The following is a 20,247-nucleotide window of genomic DNA, read 5'->3' as shown; positions in this document are numbered from 1 at the left end:
CGGCTGTGGCCGCCGAGGGGCCGGTCAGTTCGCCGGGTGGCCGATCAGCATCGTCGGGGCCCCCGCGACCCGGGTCAGGAACACCGTCGCGGAGTGGGGGCCCTGCGGCTTCACCTTCCTGCGCAGTTCCTCCGGCTCGACCGCCGAGCCCCGCTTCTTCACGGTCAGGACCCCCACCTCCCGCTCCCGCAGCAGGGCCTTCAACCTCTTGACGTTGAAGGGGAGCCGGTCGGTGATCTCGTAGGCGGAGGCGTACGGCGTCGGGTGCGCTTCGTCGGAGGTGACGTACGCGATGGTCTCGTCGACCAGCCCGCCACCGACCTCGGCGGCCACCTCGGCGACCAGATGGGCGCGGACGACGGCGCCGTCGGGCTCGTACAGATAGCGCCCGACGGGGCGTACCGCCGGATTCGGCAGGCCGCGCGAGCGCAGGGTGCGCGGGCCGGGGAGGAGGGTGGCGCGCACCAGGCCGGGCTCGGTGCCGAACCACAGCACCGCCTCCTTCACGTCCCCGCCGTCCGAGATCCACTCCGCCTCGGCGGCGTCGGGCACCGCCTCGTGGGGGATGCCGGGCGCGACCTTGAGCGCGGCGTGCGGGGCGGTCGCGGCCGCCCGGACCGCCCAGGACAGGGGCGGCGAGTAGGCCTCCGGGTCGAAGATCCGGCCCCGCCCGCCGCGGCGCGCCGGATCCACGAAGACCGCGCCGTACGCCGACACGTCCACCTCGCTGACGTCCGCCTCGCGCACCTCGACGAGCCCGTCCAGGCCCAGCGCCTCGGCGTTCGCCCGCGCGACGGCCGCCGTCAGCGGGTCGCGGTCCACGGCGAGGACGCGGATCCCGGCGCGGGCGAGGGCGATCGCGTCGCCGCCGATCCCGCAGCACAGGTCGGCCACGGAGGTCACGCCCAGCTCGACGAAGCGCCGCGCGCGATACGTCGCCACGCTCGCCCGTGTCGACTGCTCGACCCCGTTGGGCGTGAAGTACATGCGCTCCGCGTCCGCCGTCCCGAACTTGGCCACCGCACGCTGTCGCAGCCGCGCCTGGCCGAGGGCCGCCGACACCAGATCGGCCGGATGGTCGCGGCGCAGCCGGGTGGCGACGGCGAGTTCCTGGGCGGGGTCGGTGCCGCGCACCTCGTCGAGGAGGGCCCGGCCTTCGGGGGTGAGGAGAGGGGCGAGGTCGTTCACCGGGACATTGTCGGCCAGTCGGTGGATGGTCCGCCTCCGGCGGCGGTGTCAGCGGGGGTTCGGGGGCGGGGCCTGGGAGGATCCGGCCCCATGGAACTAGTAGTACAAAATGACAAAAAAGGGCCGAATGGCCGCCGGAGGGCCACGACGACCATGGCGGGGGTCGCCGTACTGACCGCCGCCGCCATCGCCTCGGGGTGCACGCGGAGCACCGAGGCGCCGCCGCCCCTCAAGGCCCCTCCGGCCCGCGCCCTGGACGGATACGCCGCCAAACTCCGCGCCGAGCAGGCCGCCCGGGTCGCCGCCGCGAAGCGCTGGGGCCTGAAGGAGACCCCGCTGCGGGCACCGGCACCGCCCGCCCGGAAACCGCAGATCACCACCCGCGACGGCTTCGAGGTGGACGGACACGAGGAGCAGGGGCTCCCGCCGGTCTTCACCACCGTCCCCACCAAGGAGAAGGTCGTCTTCCTCACCATCGACGACGGCGCCGAGAAGGACCCGGCGTTCCTGCGGATGATGAGCGACCTGAAGATCCCGTACACCGCGTTCCTCAGCGACTACCTGGTGAGCGAGGACTACGGCTACTTCCGGAAGATGCAGGCCAGGGGAGTCACCCTGAACAACCACACCCTCAACCACCCCTACCTGCCCGGCCTGTCCTACGAGGAGCAGAAGAGCGAGATCTGCGGCATGCAGGATGTCATCGAGGAGCGCTACGGCAAACGCCCGCTCCTGTTCCGCCCGCCCTACGGCAACTACAACTCCGACACCCTGCACGCCGCCAAGGACTGCGGCGTCACCCACGTCCCGCTGTGGAACGAGGAGGTCTTCGTGGACCGCTGGGACTACCGCGAGTGGGACCGCGACATCCACCCCGGCGACATCGTCCTCAGCCACTTCCGGGGCACCGACGACTGGGCCGGCGAGATGCCCGACATGATCCGAGTCTTCCTCGACAAGGTCACGGCGAAGGGCTACGCGGTGGGCCGCCTGGAGGACTACCTGTGATTCGGCGCGGGTGGACGGCCGGGGTCGCGCTGCTGCTGGCCCTGCTCGCCGGCTGCGCCCTGCCCGACGGCCCGCACGGGCGGTCCGTGGAGGCGGGGGCGGCACCCGGCTCCGCGGCCTCGCAGCCCCCGCCCCACCGCCGCTGGGGGCTGTCCGCGCCGCTCTCCCCACCGCCCTCGCCGCTGCGTCACCCCGCCCGGCCGGTGGACGGGCTCGCCCCGGTCCTGGACCGCATCCCGACCTCCCGCAAGGTCGTCTTCCTCACCTTCGACGACGGCGCCGAGAAGGACCCGCGCTTCGTCGACATGGTCCGCGAACTGCGCCTGCCGGTCAGCATGTTCCTCACGGACAGCGTCGTCGGCCCCGGCTACGGCCACTTCGCGCGGCTCCGCTCTGTCGGCGCGAGCGTCCAGAACCACACCCTCGACCACGCCGCCCTGCGCGGGCTGCCGTACGCCGGCCAGCGCGCCGAAATCTGCGGCCAGCAGCAGAAGCTCCGCGTCCGCTTCGGCGTCCGCCCCCATCTGTTCCGCCCGCCCTACGGCACGTACGACACGACGACCCGGAAGGCGGCCGCGGACTGCGGCATCAAGGCGATCGTCCTGTGGCGCGCCACGATGAACGCGGCCGATCTCACCTTCACGAAGGGCCCCGTCCGCCTGCGCCCGGGTGACATCGTCTCGGTCCCCTCGACCGAGACGCCCGAGCCCATGCTCCGCGAACGCACGACCCTCCTGCTCCGGCGGGTCCAGGAGGCGGGGCTGACGGTGGGGCGGCTGGAGGACTACCTCTGAGGTGCGGCACCGGTCGCCACGGCCGACGCGCCGCGGCGAATTGGCACTCCGCTTGACCGAGTGCTAACCGCAGTCATAGTCTCGGCTCTGGCACTCCCCACTGGAGAGTGCCAACACAGCGACGGGCAGGTCCGGCACCCGCGACGACGGATCCACCTGGTCGCCACCTCAGACAGTTAACCCCGTGAGATCTCCGAAGGGGGAGGTCGGATCGTGACGACCACCAGCTCCAAGGTTGCCATCAAGCCGCTCGAGGACCGCATCGTGGTCCAGCCGCTCGACGCCGAGCAGACCACCGCCTCTGGCCTGGTCATTCCGGACACCGCCAAGGAGAAGCCCCAGGAGGGCGTCGTCCTGGCCGTGGGCCCGGGCCGCTTCGAGGACGGCAACCGTCTTCCGCTCGACGTCTCCGTCGGCGACGTCGTTCTCTACAGCAAGTACGGCGGCACCGAGGTGAAGTACAACGGCGAGGAGTACCTCGTCCTCTCGGCTCGCGACGTCCTCGCGATCATCGAGAAGTAGTTCACCCACAGCACACCGTTTGAGCTGCGCCCCTGGCCCCCGCGACCGATAACGAAGCCGGGCGTCCGGGGCGCAGTTCATTTACCGCAGACTTTCCGAGAGGGCTCCCGCTGCCATGGCGAAGATCCTGAAGTTCGACGAGGACGCCCGTCGCGCCCTCGAGCGCGGCGTCAACAAGCTCGCCGACACGGTGAAGGTGACGATCGGCCCCAGGGGCCGCAACGTCGTCATCGACAAGAAGTTCGGCGCCCCCACCATCACCAACGACGGCGTCACCATCGCCCGCGAGGTCGAGGTCGAGGACCCCTTCGAGAACCTCGGCGCCCAGCTGGTGAAGGAGGTGGCGACCAAGACCAACGACATCGCGGGTGACGGTACGACCACCGCGACCGTCCTGGCCCAGGCGCTGGTCCGTGAGGGCCTGAAGAACGTCGCCGCCGGCGCCTCCCCGGCCGCCCTGAAGAAGGGCATCGACGCCGCGGTCAAGGCCGTCTCCGAGGACCTGCTGGCCTCCGCCCGCCCGATCGACGAGAAGTCCGACATCGCCGCCGTCGCCGCGCTGTCCGCCCAGGACCAGCAGGTCGGCGAGCTGATCGCCGAAGCGATGGACAAGGTCGGCAAGGACGGTGTCATCACCGTCGAGGAGTCCAACACCTTCGGTCTGGAGCTGGACTTCACCGAGGGCATGGCCTTCGACAAGGGCTACCTGTCGCCGTACTTCGTGACGGACCAGGAGCGTATGGAGGCCGTCCTCGACGACCCGTACATCCTCATCCACCAGGGCAAGATCTCCGCGATCGCGGACCTCCTGCCGCTGCTGGAGAAGATCATCCAGAGCAACGCCTCGAAGCCGCTGCTGATCATCGCCGAGGACGTCGAGGGCGAGGCCCTCTCCACCCTCGTCGTGAACAAGATCCGCGGCACCTTCAACGCCACCGCGGTGAAGGCCCCCGGCTTCGGCGACCGCCGCAAGGCGATGCTCCAGGACATGGCGACCCTCACCGGCGCCACGGTCATCTCCGAGGAGGTCGGCCTCAAGCTCGACCAGGTCGGTCTGGACATCCTCGGCAGCGCCCGCCGCGTCACCGTCACCAAGGACGACACCACGATCGTCGACGGTGCCGGCAAGAAGGCCGACGTCGAGGGCCGCATCGCGCAGATCAAGGCCGAGATCGAGGCCACGGACTCCGACTGGGACCGCGAGAAGCTCCAGGAGCGCCTCGCGAAGCTGGCCGGCGGCGTGTGCGTGATCAAGGTCGGCGCCGCGACCGAGGTCGAGCTCAAGGAGAAGAAGCACCGTCTGGAGGACGCCATCTCCGCGACCCGCGCCGCGGTCGAGGAGGGCATCGTCTCCGGTGGTGGCTCCGCGCTCGTCCACGCCGTGAAGGTGCTCGACGACAACCTCGGCAAGGAGGGCGACGAGGCCACCGGTGTCGCCGTCGTCCGCCGCGCCGCCGTCGAGCCGCTGCGCTGGATCGCCGAGAACGCCGGCCTGGAGGGCTACGTCATCGTCTCCAAGGTCGCCGAGCTGGAGAAGGGCAGCGGCTACAACGCCGCCACCGGTGAGTACGGCGACCTGATCAAGTCCGGCGTCATCGACCCGGTCAAGGTCACCCGCTCCGCCCTGGAGAACGCCGCCTCCATCGCCTCCCTGCTGCTGACGACCGAGACCCTGGTCGTCGAGAAGAAGGAAGAGGAGCCGGAGGCCGCGGGCCACGGCCACGGCCACGCGCACTGACCTCAGCCACACCTGGCGAGGCCCGGCACCCGATGGGTGCCGGGCCTCGTTGTTTCCCCTCGCGGGTCTGTCCGTACCTGTTCGGCCTGTACCTGTTCGGCGGCCCTATCGCTCCATCTCGTCGAGGACGCCCAGCTGTTCCATCAGCCCCAGCCGGTCGTACTCCCACCATCCCTCGGCGAGCTTCCCGTCCCCGCCGCACCGGAAGACCGTGGTACCCGTCATCGTGACGGCCTTCCCGGTGGCCGCGATCCCCAGGAACTCGCCCTTGTGCGTGCCCTTCCAGAACCACCGCGCGCACACCCGGTCGCCCTCGGCGATCAGATCCTCGATGCTGAAGGCGAAGTCGAACCCGTCCCGCCAGACCCGCATCTCGCGCCGGACGTGATCCATCCCGATCGTGTCCTCCACGTTCGCCGGATCATGACCGCGGTAGTGCTCCGTCATCACCTCGTCCAGCGGCGGCAGCTGACCGGGCGTCCCCGCCAGGTCGAAGAACCGCCGGACCGTGGCGCTGGACAACTGCTCGTCCCGGATCACGTCCAGATCGGTGAACGTCGGCATCTCGTCGCACAGGGCGATCATGTCCTGAAAGATCCGGTCGGTCTCCGGGAGGGTCGAGTTCCGCATCGCTTCCTCGTACGACGGGAACTCCACTATCTCGATGAAGTGCGACGCGTCGCCCCGGTCCTTCCCGATGAGACTGTGCGTCGCGGTCCGCTTGCCCTTGGTCTGCTCGACCCAGGCGTCCATCAGCCGATCCAGCTCCTGGAACCGGGTGGTCTTGCAGTCGATGACCTGCACGAATGTCATGGCCCGCCTCCCGTCCCCCCTGGGTTCCGGTGCACGGCTCCATTGTCCCACCAGGTCCGCCCGGCGCCTGGCCGCCGCCGAGGAGCGGCGGCCCCGCGACCACGGCCGGAGCGCGGTGACACCGGCTACTGAGGCCCGTACTTCCGTCCCGCCCGCGAGCTGACGCCGCCGAGCAGTCCGCGCGGCGCCACCTTCACCACACCCATGAGGGCCTTGTAGCGGGGGTCCGGGACCGAGAGCGTCTTGCCGCGGGCCAGGTCCGCGAGGGCCGAGGCCACCAGCTTGTCCGCGTCGAGCCACATCCAGCCCGGGATGTTGTCCGTGCCCATGCCGGCCCGCTCGTGGAACTCGGTGCGGACGAAGCCGGGGCACAGCGCCATCAGCCGTACGCCGGTGCCCGCCAGGTCGCGGGCCGCGCCCTGGGTGAACTGGACGACCCAGGCCTTGGACGCACCGTAGGTGCCGCGCGGCAGGAACGCCGCGACCGAGGCGACGTTCACGACGCCGCCGCGGCCCCGCTCCCGCATCGCGTCGGTCGCCGCCGACGTCAGTCGCAGGACGGCCTCGCAGTGCACCTTGAGCATCTTCAGCTCGTCGGCCATGGAGACGTCGAGATAGCGGCCCTTGTTGCCGAAACCGGCGTTGTTGATCAGGAGGTCGACGGGGTTCTTGCGGTCGGCGAGACGGGAGGCGACCGCCTCGATGCCGGCGTCGGTCGCCAGGTCGGCGCCGAGGACCTCGGCCTCGATGCCGTGCCGGTCGTGCAGTTCGGTCGCCTGCTCGCGGAGGCGTTTGGTGTCGCGGGCCACCAGGACGAGGTTGTGCCCGTCCGCCGCCAGCCGCCGCGCGAACGCGGCGCCGATTCCCGCGGTCGATCCCGTAATCAGAGCCGTTGTCATGGACCAAGGGTAGTGACCCGGGCTGCGCGCCGACGGGCGCCGACAGTGAAGTTTTAGCGGGTTACACCCTCGTGACCTGCGGTCAGGCGTCCTGGGGCGCCGCGTACCCGCTCGCCATGTCCAGCCACTCCGGGTGCAGGGCCGCGCCGGCCACCAGCAGCCGCGGCAGCAGCCTCCGCTCCGTCGTCCCCGCGCGGAACGCCAGCGCGACGCTTACCTCATGGGCCGGCCGGTGCACGATCTCGACCGGGTCGCCCGCACGGATCTCGCCGGGCTCCAGCACGCGCAGATACGCCCCCGGAGCCGCCCGCCGCGTGAACCGCTTCACCCATCCCCGTTCATCCAGATGGCCCTGGAAGGTCCGGCAGGGGATCCGCGGCGAGGTGATCTCCAGCAGCACCTCGCGCCCGATCCGCCAGCGCTCGCCGATCAGCGCCCCGGAGACGTCGAGGCCCGACGTCGTGAGGTTCTCGCCGAAGCAGCCGTTGGTCAGGGGGCGCCCCAGCTCGCGCTCCCACGCGTCGAGGTCCTCGCGCGCCATCGCGTACACGGCCTGGTCGTCGCCGCCGTGATGGCGGGTGTGGCACACCGCGTCCCCGGCCAGCCCGCTCGCCCCGACGCCCTTGGGGCCGGGTGCCGCCACGCGTACGGGTTCGTCGACCGGGCGCTTGTCGATCCCGGTGATGCCCTGGGGGTGGTCCGTGTAGGTGACGGCCTTCGCGCGGCCCAGGTTCACAGACAGAAGCCTCATGGCGGAACGGTAGGCGACAAGGGTCAAAGCGTCCACGCATTATTACCCGTGACACCCAAGACTCGCTTATGCTTGAAGGGTGATCGAGGCTCGTCATCTGCGCGTCCTGCGCGCCGTCGCCGCCACCGGCTCCTTCTCCGCGGCGGGGCGCGAGCTGGGCTGCACACAGCCCGCCGTCAGCCAGCAGATGAAGGCGCTGGAGACCTCCGTGGGCACGCCCCTGCTGGTGCGCACCGGACGGGAGATGCGGCTGACGCAGGCCGGCGAGGCGCTCGTACGGCACGCCGCGGGCATCATCGCCGGGCTCACCGCGGCCGAGGAGGAGGTCGCCGCGATCGCCGGGCTGCGCGCCGGGCGGGTCCGGCTGGTGTCCTTCCCCAGCGGCAGCTCCACGCTCGTGCCGACCGCCCTCGCCGCCCTGCGTGCCGCACATCCGGGCACCCGGGTGTCCCTGGAGGAGGCCGAGCCGCCCCAGTCCGTCGACAAGCTGCGGGCCGGCGACTGCGACGTCGCGCTCGCGTTCCGCTACGAGGGTGCGGCGGGCGCCGAGGAATGGGACGACCTGGTCGTACGGCCGCTGCTGAGCGACCGCCTGGTGGCGCTGGTGCCCGAGAGGCACCGGCTCGCGCGGTCGGGGTCCGTCGCCATCGGCGAACTCGTGGACGAGCCGTGGATCGCGGGCTGCCCACGCTGTCGCGGCCAGTTGATCGAGGTGTGCGCGGGGGCCGGCTTCACGCCGCGCATCGACTTCGCCACCGACGACTATCCGGCGGTGGTCGGCCTGGTGGGCGCGGGGCTGGGAGTGGCGGTGCTGCCACAACTGGCGATCGAGTCCGTACGGCCCCGGGGGGCGCGGGCGGTGACGCTGGAACCGGCGGTGCGGCGGGAGATCGTCGCGCTGACGCTGCCCGATCTGGCGCAGGTGCCGGCGGTGCGGGCGACGCTGGATCAGCTGGCGCGGGCGGCGACCCGCTAGCCACGCGCGTCGGAGATCAGAGACACGCTCGGGCGTGCTCCATCTGGAGAAACGTTCCTTCAGGTGTTCGAAGCGGTGTTGCCGCCCGTCGACGCCGGCACCAGCCGGTGACGGGCCCTACCCATGAGCTCCTCGCGCTCGTCCTCGGTCAGCCCGCCCCACACGCCGTACGGTTCGCGCACCGCCAGGGCGTGTGCCGCGCACTGGGCGCGGACAGGGCACCTCATGCAGACCTCTTTGGCCGAGTTCTCGCGAGCGCTCCGCGCCGCCCCGCGCTCACCTTCCGGATGGAAGAAGAGCGAACTGTCGACCCCGCGACAGGCGGCGAGGAGCTGCCAGTCCCATAGGTCCGCGTTCGGTCCGGGAAGGCGGGAGAAATCTGCCATTGTGTGACCCCTTGTAGCCGTTCTGAGCGGATACGGTGCCCACGACCGTACATCTACGATCTAAGGAGATGAAAATATGACTCATTGCGAATCTAGCCTCAGACACCAGTAGATGGGAAGAAATGGGTCTAAATGGGGCACGAGTGTGATGAAAGATTGCGGGTCCCTCGTGCATGTCTGCACCGTGTCCGCGCCCTCACGTAGAGTGCCGAAGATGGCACACGGCCCCGTAACTCTTTCGAGTGACCGTCGTTGAGAGTGCGGAGGCGGTTGAAAACACAAGCGCTCGGGCAGGCGTCCGAGACGGTCGACCGCACAGGTGACGATTTCGTACCAGCCTGGAGGCTCAAGGTGACGCGCATCAGCTGCGGAGGGCGGCCATGACTTCCGTCCTCGTCTGCGACGACTCCCCGCTTGCCCGAGAGGCGCTCCGCCGCGCGGTCGCGACCGTGCCCGGTGTCGAGCGCGTGACGACGGCGGCCAACGGCGAGGAAGTCCTCCGCCGCTGGGGTGCCGACCGCTCGGACCTGATTCTGATGGACGTACGCATGCCCGGACTGGGCGGCGTCGAGACGGTGCGGCGGCTGCTGTCCGCCGACCCCGGTGCGCGCATCATCATGCTCACCGTCGCCGAGGACCTCGACGGAGTGGCCCTCGCGGTCGCCGCCGGCGCCCGCGGGTACCTGCACAAGGACGCCTCGCGGGCGGAGCTGCGTGCCACGGTCACGCAGGCGCTCGCCGACCCGACCTGGCGGCTCGCCCCGCGGCGGCTGCGGTCCGCCGAGATGGGTGCGGCGCCGACGCTCACCGCGCGTGAGATCCAGGTGCTGGAGGGCATGAGCCACGGCCGCTCCAACGCCGAGATCGGCCGCGAGCTGTTCCTCTCCGAGGACACGGTCAAGACCCACGCCCGCCGTCTGTTCAAGAAGCTCGGCGCCTCGGACCGCGCACACGCGGTGGCGCTCGGTTTCCGCTGGGGTCTGGTGCGCTGACGCGTGTCCCGGTGAGCGGGGGCGGCGACGAGCCCCCGCTCGGGTGGGGGAGGAGGCGACACGATGGGGGTACCTCCCTGCCGGTCCGGGAACGCCGGCCCGCCGCACGGCGCCGCCCGCACCGGGCCCGTGCGGAACCCGCCGGGCTCCGTCCCGCACGCCGCGCGCCTGGGTGCGTGGGTGGTGTGTCGGGTCTGTGCCGGGCGCGCCTTCGAGGCGACGGCCCGCCGGACCCGTACCAGGTGCTCGGATGGGTCACGTGTCCGTGGGGACGCCCGACGGACCACGGATTTCGTCGTGCGGCCGGTGGCATTCCGGCGTACGGGTGATCACGTCGTCCGAAGTGCTGTCGTACGTGGTCACAGGGGTCGCGCCGAGGGACTTGGGCGACCCGGATTCCACGCGGGCGGCAGTCGTGGCGGGGCGGTCCGGAGGACGGACGCTGCTCGTTTCGGCGCGGATGCCGCATCCTTGAGGTGTGGAGTTCCTCGGGGACGAGTCGGTCGAGCGGAAGGGGAGGGCGCAGGGGATGACTTCCGGCGCACCTACTCATAACGCTTCGGTGCACAACAACGGAGGCAGTGCCGCGGACCATCCGGCCGCAAGGCACCATGGACCGATGCGTGACGACGAGGCGGCCACAGCCCCAGGGGCGATCGGTGCGCTCGTCCACCGCGCGGTCGAGGGGGACGAGCAGGCCACGCACGACCTGCTCGCCCATGTACACCCCCTGGCGCTGCGCTACTGCCGCACCCGGCTCTCCCGCCTTCCGGGGGACGCGCGCCACTTCGTGGAGGACCTGGCCCAGGAGGTCTGCGTCGCCGTCCTGCTCGCGCTGCCGCGCTACCGGGACACCGGACGCCCCTTCGAGGCCTTCGTCTTCGCCATCGCCGCGCACAAGGTCGCCGATCTCCAGCGGGCGGCCATGCGGCATCCCGGCTCGACGGCGGTCCCGTCCGACGAGATGCCCGAGCGGCCGGACGACTCGCTCGGTCCCGAGGAGCGGGCGCTGCTCAGCAGTGACGCCGAGTGGGCCAAGAAACTGCTGGCCAACCTGCCCGAGAACCAGCGCGAGCTGCTTCTGCTGCGCATCGCCGTGGGCCTCACGGCGGAGGAGACCGGTCAGATGTTGGGAATGTCACCAGGCGCGGTCCGGGTGGCCCAGCACCGCGCGCTCAGCAGACTGCGAGCGCTCGCCGAACAGTAGACGGGCCCGGCGGATGAACATGCGCGAGCGGCCTTCCGTACGAACATGCGAAGCCCTCAACCGTCCACAACCGTGGAATTTGCCGGCCGTGCTTCCCGTTAGCATGGACATCCGCACCGAGCAAGGCCATTTGGGGAAGGTGTCATGACTGCCAACGTCGACGGAGTGCCCGGAAAATTCGCGACCCTCGGGCTGACCTACGACGACGTGCTGCTGCTGCCGGGCGCGTCCGAGGTGCTGCCCAACGCGGTCGACACCTCGTCCCGCATCTCCCGCAATGTCCGGGTCAACATCCCGCTCCTGTCCGCCGCCATGGACAAGGTCACCGAGTCGCGCATGGCGATCGCGATGGCCCGTCTGGGCGGCGTCGGCGTGCTGCACCGCAACCTGTCCGTCGAGGACCAGGTGAACCAGGTCGACCTGGTGAAGCGATCCGAGTCGGGCATGGTCACCGACCCGATCACGGTGCACCCGGAGGCCACGCTCGGCGAGGCGGACGCGCTGTGCGCCAAGTTCCGCATCAGCGGTGTCCCCGTGACCGACCCGGCAGGCCGGCTGCTGGGCATCGTCACCAACCGCGACATGGCCTTCGAGAGCGACCGCAGCCGTCAGGTGCGCGAGGTCATGACCCCGATGCCGCTGGTCACCGGCAAGGTCGGCATCTCCGGTCAGGACGCCATGGAGCTGCTGCGCCGCCACAAGATCGAGAAGCTGCCGCTGGTCGACGACGCGGGCGTCCTCAAGGGCCTGATCACGGTCAAGGACTTCGTCAAGGCGGAGAAGTACCCGAACGCCGCCAAGGACGCCGAGGGCCGCCTGCTCGTCGGCGCCGCCGTGGGTGCCAGCCCGGAGGCGCTGGAGCGCGCCCAGGCGCTTGCCGCGGCCGGTGTGGACTTCCTGGTCGTGGACACCTCCCACGGCCACAGCAGCAACGCCCTGAGCTGGATGTCGAAGATCAAGTCGAGTGTGAACGTCGACGTGATCGGCGGCAACGTCGCCACCCGCGACGGCGCGCAGGCCCTCATCGACGCCGGTGTCGACGGCATCAAGGTGGGCGTGGGCCCCGGTTCGATCTGCACCACGCGCGTGGTGGCGGGCATCGGCGTCCCGCAGGTCACCGCCATCTACGAGGCCTCGCTCGCGGCCCGTCCGGCGGGTATCCCGCTGATCGGCGACGGCGGCCTGCAGTACTCCGGCGACATCGGCAAGGCGCTCGCCGCCGGTGCGGACACGGTGATGCTGGGCAGCCTGCTCGCCGGCTGCGAGGAGTCGCCGGGCGAGCTGCTGTTCATCAACGGCAAGCAGTTCAAGTCGTACCGTGGCATGGGCTCGCTGGGTGCCATGCAGTCCCGCGGCCAGGGCAGGTCGTACTCGAAGGACCGCTACTTCCAGGCCGAGGTGGCCTCCGACGACAAGCTCGTGCCCGAGGGCATCGAGGGCCAGGTGCCCTACCGCGGCCCGCTGGCCAACGTGCTGCACCAGCTCGTCGGCGGTCTGCGCCAGACCATGGGCTATGTGGGCGCCGCCACCATCGAGGAGATGGAGACCAAGGGCCGTTTCGTGCGGATCACCTCCGCCGGTCTGAAGGAGAGCCACCCGCACGACATCCAGATGACGGTCGAGGCGCCGAACTACAGCCGCAAGTAGCGCAGTAGGTGTCGGCCACGCGCGCGCGAGGCCTGCTCAAGGGCGGTCCCGGGGTTCCGGGGCCGCCCTTGGCGTACCCGTCGGGGATACTGGAAGGCGCTGTAACGCATCAGGGAAAGGCCACAACGTGACTGAGATCGAGATCGGGCGCGGCAAGCGCGGCCGCCGGGCGTACGCCTTCGACGACATCGCCGTCGTCCCCAGCCGCCGTACGCGGGACCCGAAGGAGGTCTCGATCGCCTGGCAGATCGACGCCTACCGCTTCGAGCTGCCCTTCCTGGCCGCTCCCATGGATTCGGTCGTCTCGCCGGCCACGGCGATCCGCATCGGCGAGCTCGGCGGCCTGGGCGTGCTGAACCTGGAAGGCCTGTGGACGCGGTACGAGGACCCGCAGCCGCTGCTCGACGAGATCACCGAGCTGGACGCCGACAGCGCGACCCGCCGCCTCCAGGAGATCTACGCCGCGCCGATCAAGGAGGAGCTCATCGGGCAGCGCATCAAGGAGGTGCGCGACTCGGGCGTGGTCACCGCGGCCGCGCTCTCCCCGCAGCGCACGGCGCAGTTCTCCAAGGCCGTCGTGGACGCGGGCGTGGACATCTTCGTCATCCGCGGTACGACGGTGTCGGCGGAGCACGTCTCCGGCTCGCACGAGCCGCTGAACCTGAAGCAGTTCATCTACGAGCTGGACGTCCCGGTGATCGTCGGGGGCTGCGCCACCTACACCGCGGCCCTGCACCTGATGCGCACCGGCGCGGCCGGCGTGCTGGTCGGCTTCGGCGGCGGCGCCGCGCACACCACGCGCAACGTCCTGGGCATCCAGGTCCCCATGGCCACGGCGGTCGCCGATGTGGCGGCGGCCCGGCGGGACTACATGGACGAGTCCGGCGGCCGCTATGTGCACGTGATCGCGGACGGCGGTGTCGGCTGGTCCGGCGACCTGGCCAAGGCGATCGCCTGCGGCGCCGACTCGGTGATGATGGGCTCCCCGCTCGCCCGCGCGACCGACGGCCCGGGCAAGGGCCACCACTGGGGCATGGAGGCCGTCAACGAGGAGCTGCCGCGCGGCAAGAAGGTCGACCTCGGCACGGTCGGCACCTTGGAGGAGATCCTCACCGGCCCGTCGCACACCCCGGACGGCTCGATGAACCTCTTCGGTGCCCTGCGCCGCGCCATGGCCACCACCGGCTACAGCGAGCTCAAGGAGTTCCAGCGCGTCGAGGTGACGGTGGCGGACTCGCAGCACCGCCGGTAGGTCCGCGTACCGCCGGCAGGCCGCCCTACGCGAAAGGGTCCGTCCACCGCTCGGTGGACGGGCCCTTCGGCCTGCTCGACTACGCGGCCGCCTTCTTGGCGCCCGAGTACGCGGCGAACGCGCCGATGGCGAGGAACAGGAACGTCATCGCGTCGGCGGACTCCTGCCAGGCCTCCATCAGGAGGTCCATGTGGCCGGTGAACATCTCCGTCGCCGAGACGCCGAGCAGATCGGCGGCGAGGATCGCGGCGCCGACGAGCTGCCCGAGGTAGACGGCACCCAGGGAGAGCACGGCGCTCAGCACGGGCAGCACCGGGTTGGCGCCGCCGAGCTTGCCGGCCGCGAAACCGACCACGAAGCCGACGCCGATCGCCGCGAAGCCGATCTCGTACTCGGTCGCGCCGACGACGGCGCCGTATATCCCGGCACTGACCAGGGCCGCCACGACGGCGGCGAGCACGCCGAGGGCGACGTTGCCCCGCGCGGGCGCGGACGGCGCCGGCGGGACAGGGACCGGCTGCTGGGCGAACGGGTTGCCGTCGGTCGGCTGCGGTGGCACTGACTGGGTCATGACAGAAATCCCCCCATGGGACTGATGAACGATGGGCGTCCGCGCACAGGTGTGCGACAGGGACGCCGAAGAGTAACAGGCACCCCCGACCGCTCCACCAGCGAATTCCTCGCCCAGGGGCCGGTCAGAGACGGTGTGCCGCGCCGGTGGGAGTCGTGCCCCGGGTGTCGAGCAGGAGCTGCGCCTTCACGGAGAGGCCCTGCAGGTCGTAGGTGCGGTGGTTCTGGAGCAGGATCGTGAGGTCGGCCTCGGCGGCGGCCTCGTAGAGGGAGTCCACGCGGGGGACCGGGCGGTCCAGGATGCTCCAGGACGGGATGTGCGGGTCGTGGTAGCTGACGGAGGCGCCGAGCTCCATCAGGCGGATCGCGACCTCCTGGGCGGGGGTGGCCTGCTGGTCGGCGAGGTCGGGCTTGTAGGTGACGCCGAGCAGAAGCACGCGCGCGCCGCGGGCCGACTTGCCGTGCTCGTTGAGGAGGGTGGCGGCGCGCTGGACGACGTAGCGGGGCATCCGGCTGTTGACCTGCTGGGCCAGTTCCACCATGCGCAGGCCGCGGCCCGCGCGGCCGGTCAGGTCCTGCGGTACGGCGTGGCCGCCGACGCCGGGGCCGGGACGGAAGGCCTGGAAGCCGAACGGCTTGGTCTCGGCGCAGCGGATGACGTCCCACAGGTCGACGCCCAAGTCGTGGCAGAGGACGGCCATTTCGTTGACCAGGGCGATGTTCACGTGCCGGTAGTTGGTCTCCAGGAGCTGCACGGTCTCGGCCTCGCGGGGGCCCCGCGCGCGGACGACCTTGTCGGTGAGGCGGCCGTAGAAGGCGGCGGCCGACTCGGTGCAGGCGGGGGTGAGGCCGCCGATGACCTTGGGGGTGTTGGCCGGGGCGAAGTCGCGGTTGCCCGGGTCGACGCGGCTGGGCGAGTACGCGAGGTGGAAGTCGCGGCCGGCACGCAGCTGTGAGCCCTCTTCGAGCACGGGGCGCAGGAATTCCTCCGTCGTGCCCGGGTACACGGGCGATTCCAGGATGACCGTGGTGTGCGGGCGCAGCCGGGCGGCCAGGGTGCGGGCGGCCGCCTCCACCTGGCTCAGGTCCAGTCCGCCGTCCGCGCTCCTGGGGGTCGGAGCGCAGATGACCGCGGTGCGCACCCGGCCGAGCTCGCTCGGGCCCGCGGCGTGCCGGAAGCCCCCCGAGAGCATCCGGCGCAGTTCGGCGGGGCTGAGCGAGCCGGGCTCGGGGCCGGTCTTGTAGCCGACGGTGGGGATGCCGGCGGCGACAGCGGCCTGGGCCAGCGGCAGGCCGAGCGGGCCGAGTCCGATGACGGCGAGGTCTGCGGGCATGGAGTGGGCCGTCCTTCCCAGTAACCGAAGCGGGACAGGTGCGCAAGCCCTGTGGACAGGACGAGCGAGCGCACAGTCAGACTAGGAGTAAATATGACCGTTTTGCGGTATTGCGCTCGGCCGTGTCCGTGCTCGTGTCCGCGTATTCGCGGCTTCCAGGTGCCGATCTCCGGGCAGGTTGTCCACAGGCTGGAGATGTGTGGTGGCTGAAGTCGGACGACGCGGTCAGACTTTGAGCGTGGGGGATGTGGACCGGGTCTCGCCCGACGGGTGCGGCCGACGCGAGGCGATGAGCGGGAGGCAGCAGTGAGGACAGGGACACTGGGGCCGGCGCAGCGCGCCGAGTCGCTCGCGGCGATGGCCGATCGGGAGCTGGACCTGCTGGTCGTGGGCGGCGGAGTGGTCGGCGCGGGCACCGCGCTGGACGCCGTGACCCGCGGCCTGTCCACGGGCCTGGTCGAGGCACGGGACTGGGCTTCGGGCACGTCGAGCCGCTCCAGCAAGCTGATACACGGAGGCCTGCGCTATCTGGAGATGCTCGACTTCTCCCTGGTCCGCGAGGCGCTGAAGGAGCGCGGCCTGCTGCTGGAGCGGCTGGCACCGCATCTGGTGAAGCCGGTGCCCTTCCTCTACCCCTTGCAGCACAAGGGCTGGGAGCGGCTCTACGCGGGCTCGGGCGTGGCGCTCTACGACGCCATGTCGATGGCCCGCGGGCACGGCCGGGGCCTGCCGGTGCACCGGCACCTGAGCCGCAGTCACGCCTTGCGCGTGGCACCCGCGCTGAAGAAGGACGCGCTGGTCGGCGCTCTGCAGTACTACGACGCCCAGATGGACGACGCCCGGTTCGTCGCCACGCTGGTGCGCACCGCCGTGTCGTACGGGGCGAAGGCGGCCAACCGCGCCCGGGTGACGGGCTTCCTGCGCGAGGGCGAGCGGGTGGTCGGGGCCCGCGTGCAGGACGTCGAGGGAGGCGGGGAGTACGAGATCCACGCCAAGCAGATAGTCAACGCGACCGGTGTGTGGACCGACGACACCCAGGCCATGGTGGGGGAGCGGGGACAGTTCCACGTCCGGGCGTCCAAGGGGATCCATCTGGTCGTGCCCAAGGACCGCATCCACTCCAGCACCGGGCTGATCCTGCGCACCGAGAAGTCCGTGCTGTTCGTCATCCCCTGGGGTCGGCACTGGATCATCGGCACCACCGACACCGACTGGGACCTGGACAAGGCCCACCCCGCCGCGTCCAGCGCCGACATCGACTATCTGCTGGAGCATGTGAACTCGGTGCTCGCCGTCCCGCTCACGCGCGACGACGTCGAGGGGGTGTACGCCGGTCTGCGGCCGCTGCTCGCCGGGGAGTCCGACGCCACCAGCAAGCTGTCCCGCGAGCACACCGTCGCGCACCCGGTGCCGGGGCTGGTGGTCGTGGCCGGCGGCAAATACACGACGTACCGGGTGATGGCCAAGGACGCGGTGGACGAGGCGGTGCACGGCCTGGATCTGCGGGTCGCCGAGTGTGTCACCGAGGACGTACCGCTGATCGGCGCGGAGGGGTACCGGGCGCTGTGGAACGCGCGGGCGCGGATCGCCGCGCGCACCGGCCTGCATGTGGTCCGCGTGGAGCACCTGTTGAACCGGTACGGGTCGATGGCGGAGGAATTGTTCGACCTCATCGGGGGGAACTCCTCGCTGGGCGAACCGCTCACCGGCGCCGACGACTATCTGCGCGCCGAGGTCGTGTACGCCGCGTCGCACGAGGGCGCGCGGCATCTGGACGACGTACTGACGCGGCGCACCCGCATCTCCATAGAGACCTTCGACCGGGGTACCCGTTGCGCACGTGAGGCGGCCGAGTTGATGGCGCCGGTGCTCGGCTGGGACAAGGACCAGATCGAGCGCGAGGTCCAGCACTACGAGAAGCGGGTGGAGGCCGAGCGCGAGTCGCAGCGCCAGCCGGACGACCTGACGGCGGACGCGGCGAGGCTCGGGGCGCCCGACATCGTGCCGTTGTAGGAGCGGGGGGCACCCGGGGCGAGAGCCGCTTGTCGGGTGAGGGACAATGGAGGCTCTGTCAGGGCGGGTTGCATGAGGGGACGCATGTCGGAGGCGGAGCGGGCGGGGACATCCCGTCAGGACACTCGTCAGGACAAGAGCGAGCGTCTTCTCGCGGGGCGGTACCGGCTGGGAGACGTGCTCGGCCGAGGCGGCATGGGCACGGTGTGGCGGGCCGAGGACGAGACCCTCGGCCGGACGGTCGCGGTGAAGGAACTGCGGTTCCCGACCAACATCGACGAGGACGAGAAGCGCCGGCTCATCACGCGCACGCTGCGCGAGGCCAAGGCCATCGCGCGGATCCGCAACACGAGCGCGGTGACGGTCTTCGACGTGGTCGACGAGGACGACCGGCCCTGGATCGTGATGGAACTGGTCGAGGGCAAGTCCCTGGCCGAGGTCATCCGCGAGGACGGCCTGCTGAAGCCCCGGCGCGCCGCCGAGGTCGGCCTCGCCGTCCTCGACGTGCTGCGCTCCGCGCACCGCGAGGGCATCCTGCACCGCGACGTGAAGCCGTCGAACGTGCTGATCGCCGACGACGGCCGGGTCGTGCTCACCGATTTCGGCATCGCCCAGGTCGAGGGCGACCCGTCCATCACCTCCACCGGCATGCTCGTCGGCGCGCCCTCCTACATCTCCCCGGAGCGCGCCCGCGGCCACAAGCCCGGCCCCGCCGCCGACCTGTGGTCGCTCGGCGGTCTGCTGTACGCGGCGGTCGAGGGCGCCCCGCCGTACGACAAGGGCTCGGCGATCGCGACGCTCACCGCGGTGATGACCGAGCCGCTGGAGGAGCCCAAGCACGCCGGCCCGCTCAAGGACGTCATCTACGGGCTGCTCACCAAGGACCCCGAGAAGCGCATCGACGACGCCGCCGCCCGGGCCATGCTCAAGTCGGTCGTCAACGCGCCCGACCCCAAGACGGCCGAGCCGGTGGACGCCACCAAGGTCGTGCCGCTGCCCCCGCAGCCGGACGCACCCGAGAAGAGCGGGAGTTCGGCGCGCGGCGAGGGCAGGGACGGGGCCGACCGGCTGCGCGGGGCGCTGCGATCGGCCCGCAAGGCCGCTGCGGCGACCGGAGCGGCGACCGGGGCGCGCACGGCCACCGGGAAGAGCGCCGGGAACGCGAGCGGTTCGGACGCGGCCGCCGGGCGTACGAGCGCCGGGTCGGCGTCCGACTCCGGCGCTCAGGGCGGCAACGGCACCTCGGGCGGCCGGAGTTCCGGCTGGCCCGTGATGACGCCGCCGGACCTGCCGCCGCGGCCGGTGCCGAGGGCGCCGCTCACCGACGTGGTGCCCCGGCGGACCCTGGTGGTCATCGCCGTGGTCGTGGCGCTCGCCGTGCTCGGTGTGGTGCTGGCCGTCGTGCTCAACTCGGGCGGCGGAGCATCCGACCGGTCCGGCGCCCCCGGCGACGGGACGGCCACCGAGGCGAGCGCGGGCGCCGGCACCAAGTCGGACGACGACGGCACCCGCACGGACGGCGCGGCGACGGAGTCGGCCGGGGCCACGCCGCGCAACACGCCCGGCGCGAGCGGTGGGGCGGCGGCCGGGGACGGCGGCGACGAGGCGGACGACTCCTCGGACGGCAAGGGGTCTTCGGACGGCAAGGGCTCCTCGGACGGCACCGCCGCCGAGTCGACGTACAAGGGCGGGCAGGGCTACTCCATAGGACTGCCCAAGGGCTGGAAGTACGGGTCGTCGGACGCGGCGGGCGACCGGTTCACCGGACCCGGCGGGCAGAAGCTGCTGATCGCCTGGACCTCCACGCCCAAGGACGACCCCGTCCAGGACTGGGAGAACCAGGAGCGCTACATGACGCGCTCGCAGTACGACCGGATCCGCATAGCGGAGGTGGACTACCGCGGCTGGAACACGGCCGACTGGGAGTTCACCTATGTCGACGGGGGCACGAAGTACCGGACGATCGACCGCGGGTTCGTCGTCGACGAGCAGCAGGGCTACGCGCTGATGTACACGGCGAAGGCCGCGACATGGGACGGCACGCTGCGTAAGTCCACGTGGCGGACGTTGACCGACTCCTTCCAGCCGAAGGCGTGATCGGGGCCCGGGAACGGGCCGGGCACATGAGATCTCGTGAGATCTCCCATCCCCTCCGTG

18 protein-coding genes are annotated in these 20,247 nt (G+C 71.1%); 11 read left to right on the top strand and 7 right to left on the bottom strand.

Going from position 1 to position 20,247, the window contains the following annotated elements; translation table 11 throughout:
- Window positions 1–24: 24 nt before the first annotated feature.
- Entirely contained in the window at window positions 25–1,188 is a 1,164-nt protein-coding gene (locus tag ACFV6X_RS11235; protein ID WP_385380875.1) for a methyltransferase domain-containing protein, read from the bottom strand.
- A gap of 153 nt (window positions 1,189–1,341) precedes the next feature.
- Here ACFV6X_RS11235 and ACFV6X_RS11230 point away from each other — a divergent pair, with 153 nt between their 5' ends.
- From ACFV6X_RS11230 to groL, 4 genes are all read left to right on the top strand, one after another.
- Window positions 1,342–2,196, top strand: a complete 855-nt coding sequence (locus tag ACFV6X_RS11230) for a polysaccharide deacetylase family protein (RefSeq protein ID WP_385380872.1) — start codon at window positions 1,342–1,344, stop codon at window positions 2,194–2,196.
- A complete protein-coding gene (locus ACFV6X_RS11225; RefSeq protein ID WP_385380955.1) occupies window positions 2,196–2,990 on the top strand; it encodes a polysaccharide deacetylase family protein in 795 nt (264 codons plus the stop codon). The genes ACFV6X_RS11230 and ACFV6X_RS11225 overlap by 1 nt, the downstream gene beginning before the upstream one ends.
- Window positions 2,991–3,203: 213 nt before the next feature.
- Window positions 3,204–3,512: a co-chaperone GroES gene (groES, locus tag ACFV6X_RS11220; RefSeq protein WP_053135717.1), complete on the top strand. Its 309-nt coding sequence runs from the start codon at window positions 3,204–3,206 to the stop codon at window positions 3,510–3,512.
- Window positions 3,513–3,627: 115 nt separating this feature from the next.
- Window positions 3,628–5,250 carry a chaperonin GroEL gene (groL, locus tag ACFV6X_RS11215; RefSeq protein ID WP_385380869.1) on the top strand — a complete coding sequence of 541 codons (1,623 nt, stop codon included), beginning with the start codon at window positions 3,628–3,630 and terminating at the stop codon, window positions 5,248–5,250.
- Window positions 5,251–5,355: 105 nt separating this feature from the next.
- Here groL and ACFV6X_RS11210 read toward each other — a convergent pair whose 3' ends face one another.
- From ACFV6X_RS11210 to ACFV6X_RS11200, 3 genes are all read right to left on the bottom strand, one after another.
- A complete protein-coding gene (locus tag ACFV6X_RS11210; protein WP_385380867.1) occupies window positions 5,356–6,063 on the bottom strand; it encodes an ester cyclase in 708 nt (235 codons plus the stop codon).
- Between the two features lie 125 nt (window positions 6,064–6,188).
- Window positions 6,189–6,962: an SDR family NAD(P)-dependent oxidoreductase gene (locus tag ACFV6X_RS11205; protein ID WP_385380864.1), complete on the bottom strand. Its 774-nt coding sequence runs from the start codon at window positions 6,960–6,962 to the stop codon at window positions 6,189–6,191.
- Between the two features lie 82 nt (window positions 6,963–7,044).
- A complete protein-coding gene (locus ACFV6X_RS11200; RefSeq protein WP_385380862.1) occupies window positions 7,045–7,713 on the bottom strand; it encodes an MOSC domain-containing protein in 669 nt (222 codons plus the stop codon).
- Between the two features lie 79 nt (window positions 7,714–7,792).
- On the opposite strand from ACFV6X_RS11200, the gene ACFV6X_RS11195 reads away from it, so the two are divergent.
- Window positions 7,793–8,689, top strand: coding sequence for a LysR family transcriptional regulator (locus tag ACFV6X_RS11195; RefSeq protein ID WP_385380859.1), 897 nt, complete (start codon window positions 7,793–7,795; stop codon window positions 8,687–8,689).
- Window positions 8,690–8,748: 59 nt separating this feature from the next.
- Here ACFV6X_RS11195 and ACFV6X_RS11190 read toward each other — a convergent pair whose 3' ends face one another.
- Window positions 8,749–9,075 (bottom strand): WhiB family transcriptional regulator, encoded by a 327-nt coding sequence (locus ACFV6X_RS11190; RefSeq protein ID WP_365445757.1) that lies wholly within the window; start codon window positions 9,073–9,075, stop codon window positions 8,749–8,751.
- 380 nt (window positions 9,076–9,455) lie between these two features.
- Between ACFV6X_RS11190 and ACFV6X_RS11185 the strand changes: the two genes are divergently transcribed.
- The 4 genes from ACFV6X_RS11185 to ACFV6X_RS11170 all read left to right on the top strand — a co-directional run bounded on the left by ACFV6X_RS11185 (window position 9,456) and on the right by ACFV6X_RS11170 (window position 14,173).
- Window positions 9,456–10,067, top strand: a complete 612-nt coding sequence (locus ACFV6X_RS11185) for a response regulator transcription factor (RefSeq protein WP_003948568.1) — start codon at window positions 9,456–9,458, stop codon at window positions 10,065–10,067.
- 619 nt (window positions 10,068–10,686) lie between these two features.
- On the top strand, window positions 10,687–11,274 hold the full coding sequence (locus tag ACFV6X_RS11180) for a sigma-70 family RNA polymerase sigma factor (protein ID WP_385380856.1): 588 nt from the start codon (window positions 10,687–10,689) through the stop codon (window positions 11,272–11,274).
- Between the two features lie 144 nt (window positions 11,275–11,418).
- Entirely contained in the window at window positions 11,419–12,921 is a 1,503-nt protein-coding gene (guaB, locus tag ACFV6X_RS11175) for an IMP dehydrogenase (protein ID WP_385380855.1), read from the top strand.
- A gap of 127 nt (window positions 12,922–13,048) precedes the next feature.
- The gene (locus ACFV6X_RS11170) at window positions 13,049–14,173 is read left to right on the top strand and encodes a GuaB3 family IMP dehydrogenase-related protein (RefSeq protein ID WP_385380852.1); all 1,125 of its coding nucleotides are present in this window, start codon (window positions 13,049–13,051) and stop codon (window positions 14,171–14,173) included.
- 79 nt (window positions 14,174–14,252) lie between these two features.
- On the opposite strand, the gene ACFV6X_RS11165 is transcribed toward ACFV6X_RS11170, so the two are convergent.
- Together ACFV6X_RS11165 and ACFV6X_RS11160 are read right to left on the bottom strand one after the other, a co-directional pair.
- Window positions 14,253–14,744, bottom strand: a complete 492-nt coding sequence (locus tag ACFV6X_RS11165; protein ID WP_385380849.1) for a hypothetical protein — start codon at window positions 14,742–14,744, stop codon at window positions 14,253–14,255.
- A gap of 124 nt (window positions 14,745–14,868) precedes the next feature.
- Window positions 14,869–16,077 (bottom strand): nucleotide sugar dehydrogenase, encoded by a 1,209-nt coding sequence (locus tag ACFV6X_RS11160; protein WP_385380846.1) that lies wholly within the window; start codon window positions 16,075–16,077, stop codon window positions 14,869–14,871.
- Between the two features lie 306 nt (window positions 16,078–16,383).
- On the opposite strand from ACFV6X_RS11160, the gene ACFV6X_RS11155 reads away from it, so the two are divergent.
- Both ACFV6X_RS11155 and ACFV6X_RS11150 read left to right on the top strand, forming a co-directional pair.
- A complete protein-coding gene (locus tag ACFV6X_RS11155; protein WP_385380843.1) occupies window positions 16,384–18,090 on the top strand; it encodes a glycerol-3-phosphate dehydrogenase/oxidase in 1,707 nt (568 codons plus the stop codon).
- Between the two features lie 84 nt (window positions 18,091–18,174).
- Window positions 18,175–20,187, top strand: coding sequence for a serine/threonine-protein kinase (locus ACFV6X_RS11150; protein WP_385380952.1), 2,013 nt, complete (start codon window positions 18,175–18,177; stop codon window positions 20,185–20,187).
- Window positions 20,188–20,247: the final 60 nt, after the last annotated feature.

Origin of the sequence: Streptomyces sp. NPDC059861 (assembly GCF_042731435.1) — a bacterium.
In the GTDB taxonomy this organism is placed as follows: domain Bacteria; phylum Actinomycetota; class Actinomycetes; order Streptomycetales; family Streptomycetaceae; genus Streptomyces.
This window is presented reverse-complemented; position numbering and strand designations above follow the sequence as displayed.